General features: G+C 31.5%; 23 protein-coding genes and 1 riboswitch. Of the genes, 17 read left to right on the forward strand and 6 right to left on the reverse strand.

From position 1 onward, the window contains the following. Positions 1–36 precede the first annotated feature (36 nt). Positions 37–1,440, forward strand: a complete 1,404-nt coding sequence (gene gndA / locus LQ686_RS05250) for an NADP-dependent phosphogluconate dehydrogenase (protein ID WP_037588204.1) — start codon at positions 37–39, stop codon at positions 1,438–1,440. A 50-nt stretch (positions 1,441–1,490) separates the two neighbouring features. Here gndA and LQ686_RS05255 read toward each other — a convergent pair whose 3' ends face one another. Continuing rightward, complete coding sequence (locus tag LQ686_RS05255) at positions 1,491–2,351, reverse strand: effector binding domain-containing protein (protein ID WP_107572748.1); 861 nt, start codon at positions 2,349–2,351, stop codon at positions 1,491–1,493. A gap of 28 nt (positions 2,352–2,379) precedes the next feature. Next, positions 2,380–3,864, reverse strand: a complete 1,485-nt coding sequence (gene zwf, locus LQ686_RS05260) for a glucose-6-phosphate dehydrogenase (RefSeq protein WP_025907035.1) — start codon at positions 3,862–3,864, stop codon at positions 2,380–2,382. Between the two features lie 195 nt (positions 3,865–4,059). Between zwf and rnz the strand changes: the two genes are divergently transcribed. Next, positions 4,060–4,977 (forward strand): ribonuclease Z, encoded by a 918-nt coding sequence (gene rnz, locus LQ686_RS05265; protein ID WP_119594015.1) that lies wholly within the window; start codon positions 4,060–4,062, stop codon positions 4,975–4,977. Positions 4,978–5,033: 56 nt separating this feature from the next. Here the strand turns inward: rnz and proC are convergent, their stop codons facing one another. Then, on the reverse strand, positions 5,034–5,849 hold the full coding sequence (proC, locus tag LQ686_RS05270) for a pyrroline-5-carboxylate reductase (protein WP_025907039.1): 816 nt from the start codon (positions 5,847–5,849) through the stop codon (positions 5,034–5,036). Between the two features lie 139 nt (positions 5,850–5,988). Here proC and LQ686_RS05275 point away from each other — a divergent pair, with 139 nt between their 5' ends. Further along, positions 5,989–6,744, forward strand: coding sequence for an SDR family NAD(P)-dependent oxidoreductase (locus LQ686_RS05275; protein ID WP_103362133.1), 756 nt, complete (start codon positions 5,989–5,991; stop codon positions 6,742–6,744). A gap of 42 nt (positions 6,745–6,786) precedes the next feature. Here the strand turns inward: LQ686_RS05275 and LQ686_RS05280 are convergent, their stop codons facing one another. Further along, positions 6,787–7,698, reverse strand: coding sequence for an aldo/keto reductase (locus tag LQ686_RS05280; protein WP_103362134.1), 912 nt, complete (start codon positions 7,696–7,698; stop codon positions 6,787–6,789). A gap of 77 nt (positions 7,699–7,775) precedes the next feature. Between LQ686_RS05280 and LQ686_RS05285 the strand changes: the two genes are divergently transcribed. From LQ686_RS05285 to xerD, 3 genes are all read left to right on the forward strand, one after another. Continuing rightward, positions 7,776–8,318, forward strand: a complete 543-nt coding sequence (locus LQ686_RS05285; protein WP_107565205.1) for an NUDIX hydrolase — start codon at positions 7,776–7,778, stop codon at positions 8,316–8,318. Between the two features lie 100 nt (positions 8,319–8,418). Further along, complete coding sequence (gene fur / locus LQ686_RS05290) at positions 8,419–8,859, forward strand: ferric iron uptake transcriptional regulator (protein ID WP_025907044.1); 441 nt, start codon at positions 8,419–8,421, stop codon at positions 8,857–8,859. 91 nt (positions 8,860–8,950) lie between these two features. Continuing rightward, positions 8,951–9,865 (forward strand): site-specific tyrosine recombinase XerD, encoded by a 915-nt coding sequence (gene xerD / locus LQ686_RS05295; protein ID WP_107565206.1) that lies wholly within the window; start codon positions 8,951–8,953, stop codon positions 9,863–9,865. A gap of 86 nt (positions 9,866–9,951) precedes the next feature. Here xerD and LQ686_RS05300 read toward each other — a convergent pair whose 3' ends face one another. Continuing rightward, positions 9,952–10,455: a DUF309 domain-containing protein gene (locus LQ686_RS05300; protein ID WP_107572749.1), complete on the reverse strand. Its 504-nt coding sequence runs from the start codon at positions 10,453–10,455 to the stop codon at positions 9,952–9,954. Positions 10,456–10,552: 97 nt separating this feature from the next. Here LQ686_RS05300 and LQ686_RS05305 point away from each other — a divergent pair, with 97 nt between their 5' ends. The 9 genes from LQ686_RS05305 to LQ686_RS05345 all read left to right on the forward strand — a co-directional run bounded on the left by LQ686_RS05305 (position 10,553) and on the right by LQ686_RS05345 (position 19,399). Next, positions 10,553–11,287 (forward strand): segregation and condensation protein A, encoded by a 735-nt coding sequence (locus LQ686_RS05305; RefSeq protein ID WP_103362137.1) that lies wholly within the window; start codon positions 10,553–10,555, stop codon positions 11,285–11,287. Beyond that, entirely contained in the window at positions 11,274–11,834 is a 561-nt protein-coding gene (gene scpB, locus LQ686_RS05310; protein WP_037588190.1) for an SMC-Scp complex subunit ScpB, read from the forward strand. Before LQ686_RS05305 ends, scpB begins: the two co-directional genes overlap by 14 nt. Further along, positions 11,834–12,571, forward strand: coding sequence for a pseudouridine synthase (locus LQ686_RS05315; RefSeq protein ID WP_025907054.1), 738 nt, complete (start codon positions 11,834–11,836; stop codon positions 12,569–12,571). Before scpB ends, LQ686_RS05315 begins: the two co-directional genes overlap by 1 nt. A 114-nt stretch (positions 12,572–12,685) precedes the next feature. Beyond that, a complete protein-coding gene (resA, locus tag LQ686_RS05320; RefSeq protein WP_107565208.1) occupies positions 12,686–13,222 on the forward strand; it encodes a thiol-disulfide oxidoreductase ResA in 537 nt (178 codons plus the stop codon). Between the two features lie 13 nt (positions 13,223–13,235). Continuing rightward, positions 13,236–14,879 carry a cytochrome c biogenesis protein ResB gene (resB, locus tag LQ686_RS05325; protein WP_107565209.1) on the forward strand — a complete coding sequence of 548 codons (1,644 nt, stop codon included), beginning with the start codon at positions 13,236–13,238 and terminating at the stop codon, positions 14,877–14,879. Next, entirely contained in the window at positions 14,872–16,089 is a 1,218-nt protein-coding gene (ccsB, locus tag LQ686_RS05330) for a c-type cytochrome biogenesis protein CcsB (RefSeq protein WP_037588178.1), read from the forward strand. Before resB ends, ccsB begins: the two co-directional genes overlap by 8 nt. A 27-nt stretch (positions 16,090–16,116) precedes the next feature. Continuing rightward, on the forward strand, positions 16,117–16,824 hold the full coding sequence (locus tag LQ686_RS05335; protein WP_025907062.1) for a response regulator transcription factor: 708 nt from the start codon (positions 16,117–16,119) through the stop codon (positions 16,822–16,824). Then, on the forward strand, positions 16,824–18,566 hold the full coding sequence (locus LQ686_RS05340; protein ID WP_107565210.1) for an ATP-binding protein: 1,743 nt from the start codon (positions 16,824–16,826) through the stop codon (positions 18,564–18,566). Before LQ686_RS05335 ends, LQ686_RS05340 begins: the two co-directional genes overlap by 1 nt. 75 nt (positions 18,567–18,641) lie before the next feature. Next, positions 18,642–18,771: riboswitch (FMN riboswitch) on the forward strand. 79 nt (positions 18,772–18,850) lie between these two features. Beyond that, positions 18,851–19,399, forward strand: a complete 549-nt coding sequence (locus LQ686_RS05345; RefSeq protein WP_025907065.1) for an ECF transporter S component — start codon at positions 18,851–18,853, stop codon at positions 19,397–19,399. 41 nt (positions 19,400–19,440) lie between these two features. On the opposite strand, the gene LQ686_RS05350 is transcribed toward LQ686_RS05345, so the two are convergent. Beyond that, a complete protein-coding gene (locus tag LQ686_RS05350) occupies positions 19,441–19,689 on the reverse strand; it encodes a ferredoxin (RefSeq protein WP_016913182.1) in 249 nt (82 codons plus the stop codon). 104 nt (positions 19,690–19,793) lie between these two features. Here LQ686_RS05350 and LQ686_RS05355 point away from each other — a divergent pair, with 104 nt between their 5' ends. Continuing rightward, complete coding sequence (locus LQ686_RS05355) at positions 19,794–20,750, forward strand: helix-turn-helix domain-containing protein (protein ID WP_119594326.1); 957 nt, start codon at positions 19,794–19,796, stop codon at positions 20,748–20,750. Next, on the forward strand, positions 20,731–22,104 hold the full coding sequence (locus LQ686_RS05360) for a RecQ family ATP-dependent DNA helicase (protein WP_025907072.1): 1,374 nt from the start codon (positions 20,731–20,733) through the stop codon (positions 22,102–22,104). The genes LQ686_RS05355 and LQ686_RS05360 overlap by 20 nt, the downstream gene beginning before the upstream one ends. Positions 22,105–22,180 lie beyond the last annotated feature (76 nt).

The raw sequence follows: 22,180 nt of genomic DNA on the forward strand, positions 1-22,180 counted from the left end.
ATGTACTAGAAAATGAAAAAAAGTGAGGTTAATTTCATGACACAACAAATAGGTGTAGTTGGTTTAGCTGTAATGGGTAAAAACTTAGCTTGGAATATTGAATCACGTGGTTACTCAGTTTCAGTGTATAACCGTTCAAAAGAGAAAGTCGACCAAATGGTTGAAGAATCACAAGGTAAAAATATACATCCAAACTATTCAATCGAAGAGTTTGTAGATTCATTAGAAAAACCAAGAAAGATTTTACTTATGGTAAAAGCTGGTGAAGCAACAGATAAAACAATCGATAGCTTATTACCATTATTAGATAAAGGCGACATCCTAATCGATGGCGGAAACACTAACTATTTAGATACGATTCGTAGAAATCAATACTTAGATGAAAGTGGAATAAACTTCATTGGAACAGGTGTTTCAGGTGGAGAAGAAGGTGCTTTAACTGGTCCTTCAATTATGCCTGGTGGTCAGAAAGAAGCTTATGAATTGGTAGCTCCAATTTTAGAAAGCATTTCTGCAAAAGCAAGCGATGGTTCTCCATGTGTAACATATGTTGGTCCAGACGGTGCTGGTCACTATGTAAAAATGGTGCATAACGGTATTGAATACGCAGATATGCAATTAATCGCAGAAAGTTATGACTTAATGAAACGTGTATTACACATGGATCATAAAGAAATAGCTGAAACGTTTAAATCATGGAACGCTGGTGAATTAGAAAGTTATTTAATTGAAATCACAGGCGAAATCTTTAATAAATTAGACGAAGATGGTACACCATTAGTTGAAAAAATTATGGATAAAGCTGGACAAAAAGGTACTGGTAAATGGACTTCAATTAATGCTTTAGAATTAGGTATTCCATTAACAATTATTACTGAGTCTGTATTTGCTAGATTTATTTCTTCATTCAAAGATGAAAGAGTTAAAGCAAGCACAGCGTTTAATCCAGAAGTAACTGAATTTGATGGTGACAAAGATGCATTCTTAGAACAAATCAGACAAGCACTTTATATGAGTAAAATCTGTAGTTATGCACAAGGATTTGCTCAAATGAAAACTGCTAGTGAAACAAACAACTGGAACTTAAAATTAGGTGAGTTAGCTATGATTTGGAGAGAGGGTTGTATCATCCGTGCGCAATTCTTACAAAAAATCAAAGACGCTTACGATAATGATTCATCATTAACAAACTTATTATTAGATCCTTACTTCAACGATATCGTTGCAAAATATCAAGGTTCATTAAGAGAAGTATCAGCGACTGCAATCAAAGCAGGAATTGCAACACCTGGTTTCTCTTCAGCAATCAATTACTTTGATAGTTACCGTTCAGAAGATTTACCTGCCAACTTAATTCAAGCACAACGCGATTACTTTGGTGCGCATACTTATGAACGTAAAGACAAAGAAGGTATTTTCCATACTGAATGGACTAAATAATTTGATATAACAAGACAACCCGTTATCTCCAAGAGATAGCGGGTTGTTTTTTAATTCATTCTTTTATGATCAATAGGAATCCAAAGTTGTACTTTAGAAGTTTCTTGATCAAAATTAACATCAAGAGGGTAAACCTCAACATAAAAATCATCATGTAAATAAGGCATTTTAAGTTGCCATTGATTTTCAATATGGTGCCAAGCTTCACTCACTACAAAATCTAATTCACCTTGTAAATTAAACGTCGCAAAATGATGTCCAGGTAAATAGTAATTATCTAAATGACCTGGATATCTTTCACTAGGAACACCTACAAATACTTCGAGTCCATCTACAAGTGGTCTTCGAATAACGAATAGTTGATTAGGTTTAACATCATTATATTTAATAAAGTCTTCTATGTAATTATTCTCTAATAACATTTCTAATAAGTCAGGTATTAAAAAATGATTATCTAGTTCATTTGAATGATAATGATGATTCTTTCCTACTAACTTTAAATCATCTTTGTATTGTAATGAATAATTTAACGGTTCTGTTTCTGTAGAAGTTAATTTAATAGAGACTCTTTTTTTAATTTTAAGCATAGATTGATGTGTCTTCGTTTGTAGCGGACTTATGCCATGATATGCATTAAAATCATGAGCGAATGCATGTGCATCTCTGTATCCATACTTTAAGGCGATATCTAAAATACGTGAATGACCACTTAAAATATCAAACGCCGCTTCAGTCATTCTTCTAGCAAGTTGATATTCAAGAGGCGTCATACCAATAACCATCGTAAATGATTGATTCAAGTGAAAAGGGGACATTTCAACGTGATCGCTCAAAGTTTGTAAATCGATATCGCTCAATAGATGATCTTCAATGTACACAATTGCTCTTTGTAAATCTTTAATTACTTCCAATGTTCAGTCACTCCTGTTGGCAGAAAGATTAATTAATATCGTCCCACCATTTAAATCCATCAATAGACAATAATAATTGACTCTTAATCGGTCCATTAGTACCCGCTCTATAATTAGGGAACGGTGCTTTATCGTTGTCCCACACATTTTGTATCACATCTACATATTTCCATGTTGCTTTTAATTCTTCCCAATGCGTAAAGTTTGTTGAATCACCTTTAAGACAGTCGAAGATTAAGTTCTCATATGCATCAACTGTATTCATTTTATCTTGTGCACTCATTGCGTATGATAATTGAACAGGTTCTGTTTCTATACCTTGAACTTGTTTTTTAGCATTTAAATGTAGTGAAAGACCTTCATTAGGTTGAATATTAATGACAAGTAAATTAGATTCTAATTCTGAATCACGTTGATAATATAAATTCATTGGTACTTCTTTGAATTCAACAACTACTTGAATACCTTTTTTCTTCATTCTTTTACCAGTTCTAATAAAGAATGGTACGCCAGCCCATCTGAAATTATCTATCAATACTTTACCTGCAACGAAAGTAGGGGTATTAGAGTCATCTGCTACTTTATCTTCTTCTCTATAGCTTTTAACTTCTTCGCCTTCAATTTGACCTTTATCATATTGTCCTCTAACAAAGTTCTGTTTAACTTCAGACTCATCTAAAGCTCTAATTGAACGCAATACTTTTACTTTTTCATTTCTAACATCTTCACTGTTTAAACTAATAGGTGGTTCCATTGCTAATAAAGCAACCATTTGTAACATATGGTTTTGGAACATATCTTTTAATGCGCCACTATTTTCATAGTATCCACCACGATCTTCTACACCTAATATTTCAGATGATGTTACTTGAATATTAGAAATATATTTATTATTCCATAATGGTTCGAACATCGCATTCGCAAATCTTAACACTTCGATATTCTGTACCATATCTTTACCTAAATAATGGTCGATTCTGTAAATTTCTTCTTCTTTAAATGAACGTCTAATTTGTTCATTTAATTCTTCAGCAGATGCTAAATCTGTGCCGAAAGGTTTTTCAATAATTAAACGTTTGAAACCGTCAGTATCTGTTAGACCTGAAGATTTTAAGAAATCTGTAACAGTTCCAAAGAATTGAGGTGCCATTGCTAAATAAAATAATCGATTACCTTCTAATTGATATTGTTCATTTAACTCATTTGAAAAAGCTAATAATTCTTCATAACTAGAAGGGTCACTAACATCGTGCGATTGATAAAATACATGTTCCATAAATTCATCTAACTTGTCTGTATTCTGTACATGTTTCTCTACTGAAGCTTTAATTTCATTTCTGAACTTTTCAGTAGTCCAATCTCTTCGACCAACACCAATTATTGCGATGTGCTCGTCTAATTGATTTTGTTGATATAAATGAAAAATAGATGGGAATAATTTACGGTGACTTAAATCACCTGTAGCCCCAAATATTGTAATTAAGCATGGAATATTTCTAGTTTCGGTTGTCATTTATTTACCTCGATTCTCTAACTTTTTCACAATTTACAATATTAATTATTATAACATGTTAGTGATTGATATTCTTCCATTTGAACTGTTAAATTTTCAATTTATTCAGTAAGTTGTATAATCATCATCATTTTTATGTATTTTTATAAATCATTGTACGATACATGTTATAATAATAACGTAAGGAGGAAGACGATGGAACTCACATTTTTAGGCACAAGCGCCGGATTACCGACTAAAGAAAGAAATACACAATCAATTGCCTTTAATTGCCTACCTCATGTCAATCAACTATGGTTATTTGATGTTGGTGAAGCAACTCAACATCGAATATTACATACTGGCATCAAACTTGGCAAAATAAGTCATATATTTATTACGCACTTACATGGTGATCATATATTTGGATTACCTGGATTATTAACAAGTCGTTCCTTCCAAGGTGGTAAAGATAAACCTTTAACAATAATTGGCCCTAAAGGTATAGCAAAGTTTATACAAACGGCATTAGAAATTTCTCAATCAAATTTAAATTATCCGATAACTGTAAATGAATTCAACACAGAAACCGAACTTAATATTGATGGCTTTCATATTAAAGCTTTACCTTTAAAACATGGTATATTATCTGTCGGTTATCGCATTACAGCACCTGATATTGAAGGGAAGCTTGATGTTGAAAAACTTAAAGGAATCGGTATTGAACCTGGACCAAAATATCAAGAAGTAAAAGCAAACGAAACTTTTGAATACGAAAATCAAACTTATCAATCTAAAGATTTCAAAGGTCCAAAGAAAAAGGGGAAAGTGATTACAATCTTTGGTGATACGATGCCATGTCAAAATGAACATATCCTTGCACAAGATGCAGATGTTATTGTTCATGAAACAACGTATATCGAAGGCGATAAAAAATTAGCAAATTCTTATTATCATAGTCATATTGAAGATGTCTTTCAATTAATGACTGATGTTAATGTAAAAAAAGGTCTATTCACACATTTATCTAATCGATATGAATTAGAAGATATTCAAACAGTTGAAGCCACATTACGTTCAGCTGTAAATTATGACTTTAAATTTGTAAAAGATTATGACCAATTTCAAATCTAAAAAACATCTCATCTTATATGTATTTTAAGATGAGATGTTTTTTGTAACTTATTCAATTAATCTTCATCCGCTTCTGCAAGTTCGATACTTCTCTTAACAGCTGCGTTTAAACAATCTAAGAAAATAGCTTCTATGTCATGGTTACTTAACGCATTTAAACCAGCTTGCGTTGTACCACCTTTAGACGTAATATTTTTTCGTAATTGATCCATTTTTAAATCAGAGCGTTCGATCATTTTACCAGTACCAATAATTAACTCTTTAATAGACTCTTCAACTTGAGATTGTTCAATGCCTAATTTAGTACCAGCATTTACATATTGTTCAAATACATGATATAAGAATGCAGGTCCACTACCAGTAATAGCTGTCACTTGATGTAAATGATCTTCTTTAACTTCTAATGCTGTACCGAAAGCTTCAATAAGCGTTAATACTTCTTGCTTAGAATTAGGATCGAAGTTTGTAGAGAAACTAATCCCCGTTACTGAATGCCCAACGTGCGCATTCGTATTCGGCATAATTCTAGCAATTGGATTATCGACTTGTAAATTATCTCTAATATAACTAATCGGTAAACCAGCCATAATTGAAATGAATTTATTATCACTCGTTATGAAAGGTTTAATGCGTTCAGCTAATTTTAAGAAATCATAAGGTTTTGTACTTAAGAATACATAATCTGCATCTTTCAACAATTCTTCATCATCATAACTATAGCTAACGCCTAAAGCTTCATGATAACTTTCCAATGCTTCTTGGTTCGACTTATTTGTTAAATAAATATTTTCAGGTTCAATCGACTTACTGTTAACAATTCCAGTGAATATCGCGTTTGCCATATTACCAGATCCATAAAACACAATTTTCATAATAAAATCACTCACTTCCATATGAATTCATTTTAATTATAAAGAAATATAATCTTATGTCAAAATTACTTGTATCGTATTTAGTTTTTTTGAAGTGTTATGATACATTATACATAACAATGAATAAAGGATGAGTTAAATGATCGGTAAACATTATTTATTAACTGGTGCCACAGGTTCACTAGGGGAGAGCTTGATACAATCATTGAATAATCATGGTGCTTACGTTTCTATAATTGTAAGAAATAAGGATAAAGCCAATCATTTAATGACGACCTATAAAAATATTAAAGAAGTATTTATATTAGATATGAATGACACTGCGCAAGTCGAACAATTTAATCTTGCACAGAACAATATGTATGATGGGATTATTAATAATGCTGGGTTTGGTTACTTTAAATCTAACGAGGCACATACGAATGAGGAAATTAAGGACATTTATCATACGAATCTCGTCAATTTAATTATTCTTTTGAACCGTATATTACCTTATTTAAAAAGAGGGGCATCAATCGTTAATATATCATCTATTTCTTCTAAAGTAACAACGCCATATGGTAGCCATTATGCAGCGTCAAAAGCAGCTTTGAGTAGTTTCACAAATGCTTTAAGACTTGAACGCGAAGATTTACATGTACTTAATGTCAATCCAGGTCCTTTCAAATCACAATTTCATGCTAAAGCAGACCCTTCAGGCCACTTTGAAAAGCTCACATCTCAAATACAACTTAATGTAGAAGATTTAAGTGAACAAATTGTTAAAAGTATGATTAAAAGAAAAATAGAAATAAACGAACCAAAATGGATGGATTTAGGATTGAGATTTTATCAATTGGCACCTCGTACATTTGAAAAATTATTTAAACAAAGTTTTTTGAGTAAAAAGATATAAATAGAGTCTGGGAAAATTAATCTTCTCCCAGACTCTATTTTTTTAAACTAAGTGATTTGTGTATTCAATATTTTTTACGATTGAACGAGCGTGCTTAATTTGAGCTTCTGATAATGTTCCATTATAACTTTGGATACTCTCAGCTAATTGCTCTGGTGAACTTGCACCTGTAATAATAGATCCAAGTGCGTCAAATGATTTCAAATAATTAAATGTAACACTTGATAAGTCATCATATTCTTTATTCAGTTGAGAAATGGTATCCGATAAATCATTATAATTATATTCTAGTAAGCCATCTTTAAATTTACGATCTAATACTTCGTTTGATTTATGAGTTAATAAACCTTTAGAAACTGGACCTCTCGCTAATATTTTGACACCATGTTCGTTAATTTTTTCAATAAGACTTTCAGGGCGATTATCTAAAATACTAAATTGCATCATAATTGTTTCAATGTTGCTGTTTTTCAAGTAATAATCGATCACATTAGGTCTAATTGACGAAATACCATATGCTTTTATAAGACCTTGTTCTTTTAATCTTTCGAATGCTTCTATTGTTTCATCTTTGTTATCTTCAATCGTACCGCCATGTAACATATATAAATCTAATTGTTCAAGATCCAATCTTTGTAATGATTCTTTAATGCTTTTCATAATGTGTTCTTTAGAAGGATCCCAAAAGTGTTCTTGTTTATCTTTATCAAAATGATTACCGACTTTTGATCCAATGACAATATCTTGTTGATCTTGATATTTTTTCAAAAGTTGTCCTACGATTTTTTCATTTTCACCATAATCATATAAATCAGCTGTATCAAAATATGTGATACCTTGTTTGATTGCTTCATCAACAATTGTTTCTGCATGGTTGATATCAGTTCCTAGACTCATACAACCTAATCCGACTTCTGAAATTTCAATGCCACTTTTCAATGTATTCTTTTGCATATTGAAGCTCCTTTCGCTACACTTTATTTATTAAGTTTACCAGATAAATTATTTTAATGAAAAGAGGCACACTTATAATGAAACTAACTGAAGAAACGATTTCGAAAGAAACGATATATGATGGTCGTATAATTAAGCTAGAAAAACATCAAGTTACACTTCCAGATGGCCAAACGAGCGAACGCGAAGTCGTATTACATAATGGTGCAGTATCTGTATTAGCTATAACACCAGAAAATGAAGTATTAGTGGTGGAACAATATAGAAAAGCAATGGAAAAGACATTAATCGAAATTCCTGCTGGTAAATTAGAAATAGGGGAGGAACGAGAGTCAGCTGCACTGAGAGAATTAGAAGAAGAAACAGGATACGTTGCAGATAAACTCGAACTCATCGGTGAAGTATATGGATGTCCAGGCTTCTGTAACGAGAAAGTAAGTATTTATATCGCGAAAGATTTAAAAGAAGGAAAAGTGAATTTAGATGAAGATGAATTCTTAAATTTAACTAAAATTCCAATCGATCAAATACAGTCATTATTATCAGAACATAAAATTGAAGATGCCAAAACAATGATAGCCTTCCAATACTTATTATTAAATTATAATCATTCTAAATAAAAAGATATTTTTTCTTGCTTTTTGAGAAGATTATTGGTATTTTAGTATACGAATACATTACTAATTGATAATGATTATTTTTTAGAAAGAAGGTGTCAAGTTGGAAGAACGCATACAACGTGTGAAAGAACAATTACACAAAGCTTCCTACAAACTAACTCCGCAAAGAGAAGCGACAGTTAGAGTGTTACTTGAGAATGAAGCCGATCATTTAAGTGCAGAGGACGTTTACCTAAAAGTTAAAGATAAGGCACCTGAGATTGGTCTCGCAACTGTCTATCGTACGTTAGAACTATTAGCAGAATTAAAAGTAGTCGACAAAATAAACTTTGGCGATGGTGTTGCTAGATTCGATTTAAGAAAAGAAGGGGCAAAACATTTTCACCACCATATGGTATGCATGGAATGTGGCGCAGTTGATGAAATCGAAGAAGATTTATTAGAAGACGTAGAACGTCGTGTTGAAAAAGAATTTAACTTTAAAATTTTAGACCATCGATTAACTTTTCATGGTATTTGTCATAGATGTCACGAAGAATAAATCTATAATGGACGTTACTAAATGAAGTTTTATACTGATTTTAGTGATGTCTTTTTTTATGGTAAAATAATGACAACAATGAGGTGAATTCATGGAACAAATCATAAAGGAGTTTATAGATTTTATAAGATTAGAAAAAGGTTTGAGTCAAAATACAATCCAATCGTATCAAAGAGATTTAAAACAATATAACCAATACATAACTGAACATAAAATTAGTCATATAGACAATATTGATCGTATTGTGATACAAAAATATTTTGCGCATCTTAAACAAGAAGGAAAGTCAGCTAAAACAATTGCGAGACTTGCAGCGACGATTAGAAGCTTTCATCAATTTGCGATTAGAGAAAAATACGCCGTTAAAGATCCAACCATATTGATTGAAACACCTAAATACGAACAGAAACTTCCAGATGTATTGAGTGAAGATGAAGTGAATCAACTCTTAACATTTACACATATTACAAATCCTAGAGATGAACGAGACCGAACGATGCTTGAACTTTTATATGGTACGGGCGTTCGTGTAAGTGAATTGATTCAATTAAATGTAGAAGACGTCAATTTGACGATGGGATTTATTAGAGTGTTTGGTAAAGGAAATAAAGAACGAATCGTACCGCTTGGTGAACATTTAATGGGCATATTAAGAAACTACATCCAGGAAGTTCGTCCAAATTTATTGAAGAAACATGTTACAGATATATTATTCTTAAATGCACGTGGCACAGCTTTAACGCGACAAGGATTTTGGAAAATATTAAAAAAAATCGGCTTAGAAAAAGGGATAACGAAAACTTTAACACCTCATACTTTAAGGCATTCTTTTGCGACGCATTTGCTTGAAAATGGTGCGGACTTGAGGGCAGTGCAAGAAATGCTCGGACATTCCGACATTTCTACAACACAACTTTACACACACATCTCTAAAAAACAAATACGTGAGATGTATTTAACGTATCACCCTAGAGCCAAGAAGGAGAAGAAAAATGAAGAACAATAAACAACAACAAAATGAATCAAAAAAATATGTCACTTTAGCAATTTTATTAACATTTGCTGTTGCTTGGGGTCTTATTTATTGGTTATTTATTGTCTAGCGTGACGTTGCTTATATGCTGAAATACGACTTTCTATCACTTCAGTACGATCTCTTAGTAGATGATAATGTTTAATATAATCTGATACATCTGTATTATAGTTAAATTCAAAATCATCAAAAGTACTTTCTAAAGCACGATAGCTTGCATCTGTTAAAGGGAGTTGAATATTTTCATAAGGATGACCTTGCTCAATGCGCATGATTTGTGAATGAATTAAAGATTGAAAAGATGCTTTTTCAATACCTAAATGGCTAAAGTCATCATTTAATTCAGCAATTTGTAGTGCTTTTTTATAAGTTTTTAGCGCGCCTTTCGTATTATCACGTCTATAGTGGTAACACGCCGTAGAGAACAATATTAAACTTACAATTGCATCATGTTTACTAAATTGAGTTTGATCTTTCCAATGATCTTCTAATATATCGTGACATTCAAAATAATGTCTTAAGACATGGAAATGATAGTGAAATGACATTATTTGTGTTTCCATTTAAAATCCCTCTCAGCATAGAATATTTATACGTAATCATGGTATAATAATTTTTAGGTTTATGCACGTAAAAGGAATAGAAATGAGGAAGTTTTAAATGTATGAAGTAAAACTTGATGCCTTTGAAGGACCTTTGGATTTATTACTTCATTTAATACAAAAATACGAAATAGATATTTATGATATTCCAATGAAGGAACTAACCGAGCAATACTTAAGTTATATACATCAAATGAAAATATTAGAAATAAATGTAGCGAGTGAATATTTAGTGATGGCATCTGAGTTATTGATGATCAAAAGTAAATTATTACTACCTACACAACCATCAGATATTGATGAATTTGAAGATGATCCAAGGGACGATTTAGTTAGACAATTAATCGAATACCAAAATTATAAAGAATATGCTGAATTATTAAATCATAAAAAACAAGACAGAGAACAAATATTCATCAAAAAGCCAGCAGATTTATCCAAATTTGAAGCCGTTCATGACAAACGTGCACCTTTAGATTTAGATATGACGGATTTAATTATTGCATACCAACGTACTAAACGTAGACAGAGATTTAATAAACCACAGAATGTTACCGTTAACGAAGATAGTTATACGATTGAAATGGCAACTGCTTCAATACAAGCACGACTTGCCGAACATAAGAGTTATAAATTTTTCGAGACATTGCCATCTGATTTATCTACGAATGTATTAGTGACGTTGTTCTTAGCAATATTGGAAATGATGAAATTAAGACAAATTGATGTATTCCAACAATATCAATTTGGAGAAATAACTATAAATCGAGGCGTGAATTATGTCAGTGAGTAAATTAGGATTATTAGAAGGATTATTATATTCATTAGGTGATGAAGGCATTGAAGTTAATCAGTTATGTGAGTTATTAGAATTAACGCCATCACAATTAAAAGATTTAGCAAATGAATATGATCGCGAAACATTACAAATTATTTTTTACGGTAATAAATGCATTCTTACAGCAAAGCCAATTATGCATCAATATCTAGAAAAATTAATGATAGATAATATGAATACTAAATTATCACAAGCTGCGTTAGAAACATTATCTATTATTGCATATAATCAACCTGTTACGAGAAGTGATATAGAAGTGATTCGTGGTGTAAATTCAGATGCTTCTGTTAAGACTTTAATTGCGAAAGGTGTCGTTGAATCGAAACATAACGATCAATCTAGAAGCCAATTATTATATACGACAGATTACTTTTTAAATGTATTTGGACTGACTTCTTTAGACGAATTACCGAAATCAACAAATGAAGAAAATGAACAAGAAGAAATGGATTTGTTTTTTAGTAGCATGAACGAAAAACAAAACAATGAGGAGCAATCATAATGAGTGAAGAATTAGAGAGATTACAAAAAGTTATTGCGAAAAGTGGCTATACGTCACGTAGAAAAGCAGAAAAATTAATCGAAGAAGGGCTTGTATATGTTAATCATAAACAAGTGACAGAACTTGGCACTAAAGTGAAAGATTCTGATTATATCGAAGTAGAAGGTATTCCATTAGAAATGCCGGATAAACTATATATTCTATTCCATAAACCAACAAAAGTAATTACAAGTGTATCTGACGATAAAGGAAGAGCGGTTGTAACGGATTATTTTAAAGATATTAAGACGAGAATTTTCCCAGTTGGTAGATTAGATTATGATACATCAGGTTTATTAATTTTAACGAATGATGGTGAGTTTACAAACTTAATGACGCATCCTCGTTATAAAATTCAAAAGAAATATGTAGCAAAATTAAAAGGCTATTTACTAAGAGAAGAAGTTAAACAATTAGAAAAAGGTATACAGCTAGAAGATGGATTGACACAACCTGCAATTGTAAAAGTAAAAAGTCAAGACAGAGAGCGTAATGTAACACATGTGGAGATTACAATTACAGAAGGTAGAAATAGACAAGTTAGAAGAATGTTTAGTCATTTTGGTCATGAAGTCGTTAAACTTACGAGAGTAGAATATGGTCCACTTAATTTAAAAGGCTTAAATGCTGGACAGGGCAGAACGTTATCACCTCATGAAATCAAAGTTTTAAGACATTTGGCACAAGATGGTAAATAATCTGTAAACGTTCACAATAATGCCACTAATCTGCTTTATAGTCATGATATACTAGACAAAACACCATAACATTGCATATGTATGGTTTTTTTATTGTGTTAGGGAGGATTTTAAATGAAGAAAAAACAGAAGACTGTACTCCAAATTGTTATAACGGCAATTATTTTAATTGCAATTGTATTTACAGTATGGTCCAGTCTTACGAAAGATAAGGATAAAGTAGCGCAAGTTGGAGATGATGCGCCACTTTTCGAACTCCAAACGATTGATGGGAAAAAAGTTAATTTAAAAGATTTACGTGGGAAAGGTGTTTTAATTAACTTTTGGGGGACTTGGTGTGAACCTTGTAAACGTGAAATGCCTGAGTTAGAAAGACAATATCAAAACTACAAAGACAAAGGTGTTGAAGTCGTTGCGATACATGTCAGAAATAATCCTCAACAAATCAAACAATATTTAAGTTCATTAAAAGAATCACCAACTTTCACAGTTGCGATGGATAACGATAATTTAGTTACAGATGCATACGGTATCAATCCATTACCAACTACGATAACAGTTGATAAAGATGGTGAAATAAAAACAAAGCATACTGGTGAACTTTCTAAAAAGCAAATCATAGAAGAAATGGAAAAGGTCAAAGTGAAATAGAGGGGGATTTAAAGTGAGCAACAAGCAAATTGTTTGTGAGTGCGGGCATAAGAACCCAGAAGGAACTCAATTATGCTTAAACTGTGGTCGCTTAATAAATGACGACTATGATAAGAAAAAGACAACCGACGTTATGCGTTACGATGGGCAAGCGATACGTTCGAAAACAAAAAACAGAACAATATTAGATCGTATTTGGAATTTCTTCGCTTCAGTCAAAACAGGTGTTACTTTACTTGTATTAACGGTCATTGCAGCTTCAATTGGGACAATATTCCCGCAAGAATATTTTATTCCAATGAATGTGAATCCGGAACAATATTATTATGAACATTATGGTTCTCTCGGTTTACTATATTATAAACTTGGATTCCACAATTTATATAGTTCATGGTGGTTCTTAATTCTGTTAGGTTTAGTAGCGTTCTCTATTATTACTTCAAGCATTGATAGAGGGATACCTTTACATAAATCTTTGAAAAATCAAAGAACGAAAAAGCACAGTTCATTCTATAAACGCCAAAGATTAAACTTACATTCAGAAGACCAAGTTAATCTTGATGAATTGAGTCAATCTTTTAAAGAAAAAAGATATAAAGTTAAACAAGATGGGAATCATATCTTACTTGAAAAAGGACGTTTATCGAGATACGGTCCTTATATTAACCATACTGGTTTAATCATACTTTTATTTGGGGCAATGTTAAGATTCTTACCAGGCTTTTACTTAGATGATATGGTCTATGTAAAAGAAGGGGAAACGAAGCCAGTACCAGGTACAGATAGAGGCTATTATATAAAAAATAACGACTTTATATATGAAGAGTATGATCAAAAATCTCAATCTAATACAAACCCTGAATCAATTGACCCAAGTTTAAACAAAATTGCTAAGAACTACGAAACAAAAGCTACTTTGTATAAAAACAGTCAAGAAGAAGTAATTGGGTCAGATGCTAATCTAAAAGAAGTGGCTTCAGATTCAATTAAAGTCAATCATCCTTTGAAATATGATCACTTACAATTTTACCAAAGCAGCTTCGACAACTCGTTGTTAAAAGATATGACATTTAACTTAAAAACAAAAGACGGTAAAGCACTTGGGAAACCATTTACAGTTAATTTGGAAAGTCCTAAGAAGACTTATAAAATTACAGATGATTTAACAGTTAAGTTAAGAAGTTATGCGCCAGATTACGAAAAAATAGAAAATGGTGTACTTGCAACTAAATCACCAAATCCAAATAATCCAGCTTTTGTGTTTGAAGTAACTGATAAAGGCAAACAATCAGAATTTAGTTTCTTAAGAATTAAAGAATCACAAGATATATCTAAAGATAATAAATACGATGTGAAATTTGCCAATGCAACAAATCAATGGGCAACAGTGTTGGCAGTGAAGAAAGACTTAACACTTCCAATATTATTTACTGGTTTCGTTATTTTCTTATTAGGTTTAGCAGTCGGATCATATATTAACCATAGACGTATTTGGATTAATACTGATAACGGTGAGTTTAATATCGCTGCTCATACAAATAAGAATTATTATGGTTTCTTAAAAGAGATTAACCAAGTCTTAGATAAACATCAAATTTCACATATTGAAGATACTAAACAAGACATTCACGAAAGTAAGGAGGCAAACAATGGATAAAGATATGTTTTTAAATATTAGTAATATCAGTTTATATTCTGCTTTTATTTTGTACTTAGTTGCGATTGTGCCATATTCATTCTCAATCCGTTCACCTAAGAAAAGAGCAGAAAAAGTAGGGGTGACATTAACTGTCATTGGCTTTGTATTACAAATTCTATACTTTATTACAAGATGGATTGCTGCGGGACATGCACCAGTAAGTAATATGTATGAATTCTTAACAATGTTTGGCATTATGATGGTAGGTGGCTTCCTTGTTATTTACTCTATTTATAAGACACCTATTTTAGCGTTATTCGTATTACCAATTGCGATGTTGTTAATTGCATATGCAAGTATGTTCTCTAGAGATGTTTCGCCGTTAATTCCTGCGTTACAATCTAGTTGGTTAGCAATTCACGTTATAACCGTAACGATTTCATATGGTATTTTATCAATCAGCTGTATAGCAGGATTAATTTATTTATTCGCAGCTGTTAGTCCAGAGGAAAAATCGATACATAGTTTCTTTGTAGAAGTCATTATGTATTTCATCGTTATTGTCATTGGATTTATATTAACAACGATCATTATGAAAGATATCGTTGGTTACGATGACACTTATTTCTTTATTGATAAAAACGATAATAACTCTGTGCAACATTATCATCTTCCAGCATTTGTGACACAACAAGATAGTTTACTTGTAGATCATGTTTCAGGTAGCGATTATGAACCAAAAGAAAGAACAGATATCTTAAAATGGAGCAAGATTGAATTACCTGCTGTTATCAACGCTCAAAAACTAAACACAGTCGTTTGGTCAATTGTAGTTGGTACAGTCTTATATGGTATACTAAGATTGATTTTGAAAGGCAAGACTTTATTTAGTCTTATCAAACCACTTACGAAAAAAGTCAATCTATCCTTAATGGATGAAATAGGATATCGTTCAGTAATCATTGGTTTCCCATTATTTGCACTTGGCGGTATATTATTCGCGAGTATCTGGGCACAAATGGCTTGGAGTAGATATTGGGGCTGGGATCCTAAAGAAGTATGGGCGCTTATAACATTCTTATATTATGCGATATTCTTACATTTAAGATTAGGTAAAGGTTGGGAAGGCAGAAAATCAGCATGGTTAGCTGTTGGTGGACTTGCAATCATACTATTTAATGTTATTGCCGTTAACTTAATAGTAGCTGGTTTACATTCTTATGCTTAAAAAATGCTAGAAGGGAGTCAACGAAGCATGACAGATCGTATTTTAGTAGTAGATGATGAAGATAGAATTCGAAAATTAGTTAAAATGTATCTCGAAAGAGAAGGTTATGAGACTGATGAAGCGGATAATGGCCAAGATGCCTTAGATAAAGCTTTAAACGAAGATTATGACTGCATATTGTTAGACTTAATGTTACCTGAAATAGATGGAATCGAAGTATGTAAGAGAGTAAGAGAAACAAAATCAACACCTATTATTATGTTAACAGCTAAAGGTGAAGAAAATAATCGCGTTGAAGGATTTGAAATTGGGGCAGATGATTATATCGTCAAACCATTTTCACCTAGAGAAGTTGTCTTACGCGTAAAAGCATTACTAAGACGTACAACGAATCATTCAATGGTTAATCAAACAAATACAGCTAAAGATTTAATTGTATTTGAAAACTTAGTCATTGATAATGACGCACATCGCGTATTAGCAGATCAAAAAGAAGTAAATTTAACACCTAAAGAGTATGAATTATTATTATATTTAGCAAAATCACCTGATAAAGTATTTGATAGAGAACAACTGTTGAAAGAAGTTTGGCACTATGAATTTTATGGTGATTTAAGAACAGTTGATACGCATGTTAAAAGATTGCGTGAAAAGTTAAATAGAGTTTCTGAAGATGCTGCACAAATGATTCATACTGTATGGGGCGTCGGTTATAAATTTGAGGTTCCTGAATAATGAATCGATTAAATAGTGTTGTTGTAAAACTGTGGTTATCTATTATTTTAATAGTAACGACAGTTTTACTTTTATTAAGCGGATTTCTTATAACTTTTTTACAATCTAATAATACATCTACCACAGGTGAAAATTTATATAATAATGCAAGTAAAATAGAACGATTATTACTGAGTTCACACGAAAAAGAGTCAGCAATCGATTATGCAAGAGCACTTGTTGAAGACCCTGCTGGACTCATTATCGTTAAAAATAGTGAGGATTTGACAGCAAGATCTGAAGATCCGTTAAAAGAAGTCATGCTTAATGAGATCAGAACTAATCATGCATTCGATAAAGTCTTTAATGAAGATAAGCACGTATTAAAAGAAATCAATTTAACTTATAACGGTGAGAAACATCAATATATTTTATTAGGCTATCCTTCTCAAGCTTTTCCTGAAGATGATGCAGGTATCTTTTTATTCCAAGATATCAACTCCATTAAAGAAGCTCAAAACGTTGTTACATTGAGTATACTTGTTTCAGCCATTATATTATTAATCGTGAGTACGATCTTTGCCTTCTTTCTTTCAAACAGAATTACGAAACCTTTAATTCAATTGAAACATGCAGCCTTTAAAGTTGCTAAAGGTCATTATACTGAAAAAGTACCGATTTATACGCGTGATGAAATTGGCGAACTCGGTTTAGCATTTAATAAAATGAGTAAAGATATCCGTACAAACATAGATGATGTTAAATCAAAAAATAATATACAAGAAAAACTTATTAATTCGATGATCGATGGTGTGCTAGGTATTAATGATAAGAATGAAATCATTATTTCTAACTCCAAAGCAGATACATTCTTAAAAGAAGTAAGAGAATTTGATCATGTTGATATATCTACACAAAGAAACGACACATTTAAAGAAAAGAATACGCAGTTTTTCGAATACGAATTGGGCCATAAATATTATGTCGTAATATCTACGTATATCGATAGCATTCAAAATGATGGTTCATCAGGTATAGTTGTAATCATTCGTGATATGACCGATGAACATCATATGGATCAAATGAAAAAAGACTTTATCGCAAGTGTTTCACACGAATTAAGAACACCAATTTCTATGTTACAAGGTTATACTGAAGCAATTGTTGACGGTATTGTAACTGAGAAGAAAGACGTTGATGATTTCTTATATATTATTTTAGATGAATCTAAGAGATTAAGTAGATTGATTAATGAATTATTAGAAGTTGCCAAAATGGACGCTGAAGGCATTAAAGTTCATTTAGATGACTTTAATATTTCTACATTAATGAACAAAATTGATACTAAATTCTTACCACAAGCACGAGAAAATGGTTTGAATTTATCCGTTAAACATATTGGGAATCTTACAAATTGGTATGGTGATAGCGATCGTGTTGAGCAAATTTTAACGAATTTAATCGATAACGCGATTAGATACACACATCAAAATGATGCTATTAATGTTGTCTTTGATGATACGGATGAAGAAGACTTTGTTATAAACGTTCAAGATAGTGGCGTAGGTATTGCTAAAGAACATTTAGATCAAATATTTGATCGTTTTTATAAAGTTGATGCTTCTCGCACGAGAGGTAAACACGGAACAGGACTTGGTCTCTTTATCGTTCAAAAAATTATAGATGCACATCATGGTACGATTAAAGTCGATAGTAAAGAGGGTGAAGGCACTCAATTTACAATAACTTTACCAAAAGTTTAAATTGTTGAGTTATTTAGATGAAAATACCTGACCAATGTGCTAATATATATTTTGTAATTAAAACTAAATAAAAAAATTCATCTTCGGGGTTTGGTGAAATTCCATACCGGCAGTTAAAGCCCGCGACCCAATATATGTATGTATATTGGCTGACTTAGTGAAATTCTAAGGCCGACAGTTAAAGTCTGGATGGGAGAAGATGGAGGAAAAAATCTAGTCTTAACTAGGTTTATTTTGCGATAATTTTTCCTCCTATTCTTACGAGATGAATAGGAGGAGTTTATATGTCTAACGATAACAAAACAAAACGCTTACTCACTGTAAGTATGCTCATCGCAATCAGCTTTATTTTAATGTTTTTGAAATTTCCATTGCCATTTTTACCACCATATTTAACAATGGATTTCAGTGATATTCCTGTGCTTGTCGCAACATTTGCGTTCGGTCCAGTTTCAGGTATATTAGTCGCATTATTTAAAAACGTATTGAATTTCTTAATTGTGTCACACGAACCAATTGGAAATACGGCTAACTTTTTAGCGTCAATATGTCTCGTCATTCCAACTTATTATTTCTATCGCATGAAAAAATCAAAATTATTTATGGGATATGGATTAGCAGTTGGTACAATCTTAATGACAATTCTAATGAGTTTAATGAATTATTTTGTTCTATTACCTTTATACGGACAAATTATGAATCTTGCAGATATCGCAAATAATTTAAAATTAATCGTATCTGCCGGTATTATTCCATTTAATTTAATTAAAGGTATTGTCATTTCCGTCATATACATTTTAATATTTGATAAACTTAAGTCTATTATAAAATAAAGAAAGGCTAGGACCTCACGTCCTAGCCTTTCTCATATATATTATTCGAATTTAAGTGCATCTCCGTCGAATGATTCATCTGCTATTTTAATTGAATCTGTCGGACAACCTTCGAAAGCATCTTCCATATCTTCTAATAATTCTTCTGGGACAGCTTCGATTCCCTTATTGTCGTCTAGTATTACGTAGGCGATTCCCTCATCATCATAATCGTATATGTCAGGGGCAGCTGCTCCACATGCGCCACATGCTATACATGTATCCATATCTACTATTGTGTATTTAGCCAAAATTTTCGCCTCCTTTAAAAAACATGCTACACTTATTATACATACTTATTTTAGTGATAAGACTTAGAGATTTCAACATTTTTATGTTATTTGAGGTGACTTATTTGAAACAGATTATACTGAAAACCCTTTCCATGAAGCATGAAAACAAAACTGATAAAAGTATTTATAATATTTTAATAGGTAAAAAGACTCATCAAACATATTTTGATGCAACGATAGAACATTTAAAATTGTATTATGGCTGTTTGCCAAATTTGAAATTTGAACAATTCGAACAAATCATTAACGAATCAGTAGAACATATTAATGAACCAATTATAGGCGACTTTTTCTATAGTCAGGCTATTCAATCTGTTAATACAATCTTATTATTAACTCAGATGATTAGTCAAAAAAAGCATAACCATTTAACGTATCAACCGATCATTAATGATAAAGAGATACAATTTAAAGCTAAAGAAATTTACGTACACATTAAAGAAGTAGGCGAAGATCAATTTATAGAAGAAATATATCAGCTATTTGAAGATATAAATACATACTTTCAAACAATTTATATGCATTATTTATTAGCAGGTTTTCGTGAAACGCCTTATACAATTGAACAAATTTCAATGATTGAAGACATTGGTATACTGGATTTAAGGGAACAGTTAGTAGAAGAATATCAATTTATCCAAGTTGCGATACAAAATAAAGAACGTTATCCAATATTGTCTCAGATTAACTATCAACCATTGTTAAACCAACAAACGTTCACAACATTTGAATTATTAAAGCGCACTTATGATATGGATCAACTTGCAAACATTAAACGTGTTAAGACACATACCATTCATGATCATATTATTGAAATGTTTATTAAAGGTTATTTAAAGGATAAGAATTTATACGTAAGTGATGAACAATACGCTAGATTTGTAGAAGTTATTCAACAAACACCTAATCAAAATTTGAAATTTTATTATGAAGCGTTAAATGATTTTACGTATTTCGAAATCAAACTCATGTATGTTTGCTATGCAATGGAGGGATTAAATGCTACAACAAGAACTTAAAAAGTATTTTGGATATGATTATTTTAGAAGTGGGCAAGAGGAAACCGTCCAAAACATATTAGACGGCTATGATGTGTTGAGTATCCTTTCAACTGGAGCTGGGAAAAGTTTGTGTTACCAATTGCCAGCATATATAACTGGTGGCAGAGTGCTCATTATTTCTCCACTTATTTCTTTAATGGATGATCAAGTCGTTCAGATGAAATTAAATGGCGAGAAGAATGCTGTTGCAATCCATTCTGCTATTGATCCAAATGAACGGTCAGACATATTTAGAAATTTATCGAACTATCAATTTATATTTTGTAGCCCGGAATTCATATATGAAGAACATAATTTTAAACGCTTTAAATCTATTGGTTTTAAATATATTGTCTTAGATGAAGCACATTGTTTAAGTGAATGGGGCTTTGATTTTAGACCGCATTATGCACTGATTTCAAAAGTCACACAATACTTTAATCAAGCACAAGTTATTGCACTATCAGCTACTCTGACAAATAAAATGATGCAAGATATAGAAGTGATTACAAAGCGCCGATTTAAAATACATAAAGAAGGTCTCAATCGTTCAAATATTATGTATCATCATGTTAATTTTGATAGCGAAGAAGAAAAAGATCATTACCTATTAGACACCATAAAAGACTCAGGACCAACCATTATTTATGTGTCATCTAAGAAGAAATGTCATGAATTAGCTGAAACGATTTATAAAGAAGGCTTTTTAACAGGGATTTATCATGGAGATTTAAATTATCAAGAAAGAACAACTGTACAAACTCAGTTTATCAATAACGATATTAAAATCATTGTTGCCACAAGTGCATTTGGTATGGGGATTAATAAACAAGATGTAAGAACCGTTATTCATTATCATTTACCTACGTCACCTTCTAAATATGTTCAAGAAGTGGGACGTGCAGGACGTGATGGCGAACCATCCCAAGCAATTAGTTTATTTACAGCAAGTGATATTCATATTTTAAGCCATTTAGCTAATGAGCATGGAATTGATATAGATATGCTTAATTTATTTGAACAAGGGTATCAACTAAATGAGGAGATATCTAAAAATATCCTATATCTTCTTGAATTATATCCACTTAATCAATTAAAAGAGAAAATTCAAGCTGAGCAGAATCAAAAACAATATGCATTTAGTTTTATGAGAAATTATATTCAAATCGATACATGTAGACGTACGTATTTAATGAACTATTTTAATGAACATGTTACACAAGATAATCATTGTTGTGACAATTGTAAGAATGCAAATTTATTAAAATTACCAAATATAAAAGAAGTCAAATTCAAAACTTCTTATAAAAATAGATTAAATGCAATATTTTAATAGGATTGCTTTACTTGATAAGTTCAACAAGGATATAATAAAGTATAATTCAATATATACAAAAAGATAATGATGA

Source organism: Mammaliicoccus sp. J-M41 (assembly GCF_022385935.1).
Taxonomy (GTDB): Bacteria; Bacillota; Bacilli; order Staphylococcales; family Staphylococcaceae; genus Mammaliicoccus; species Mammaliicoccus sciuri_A.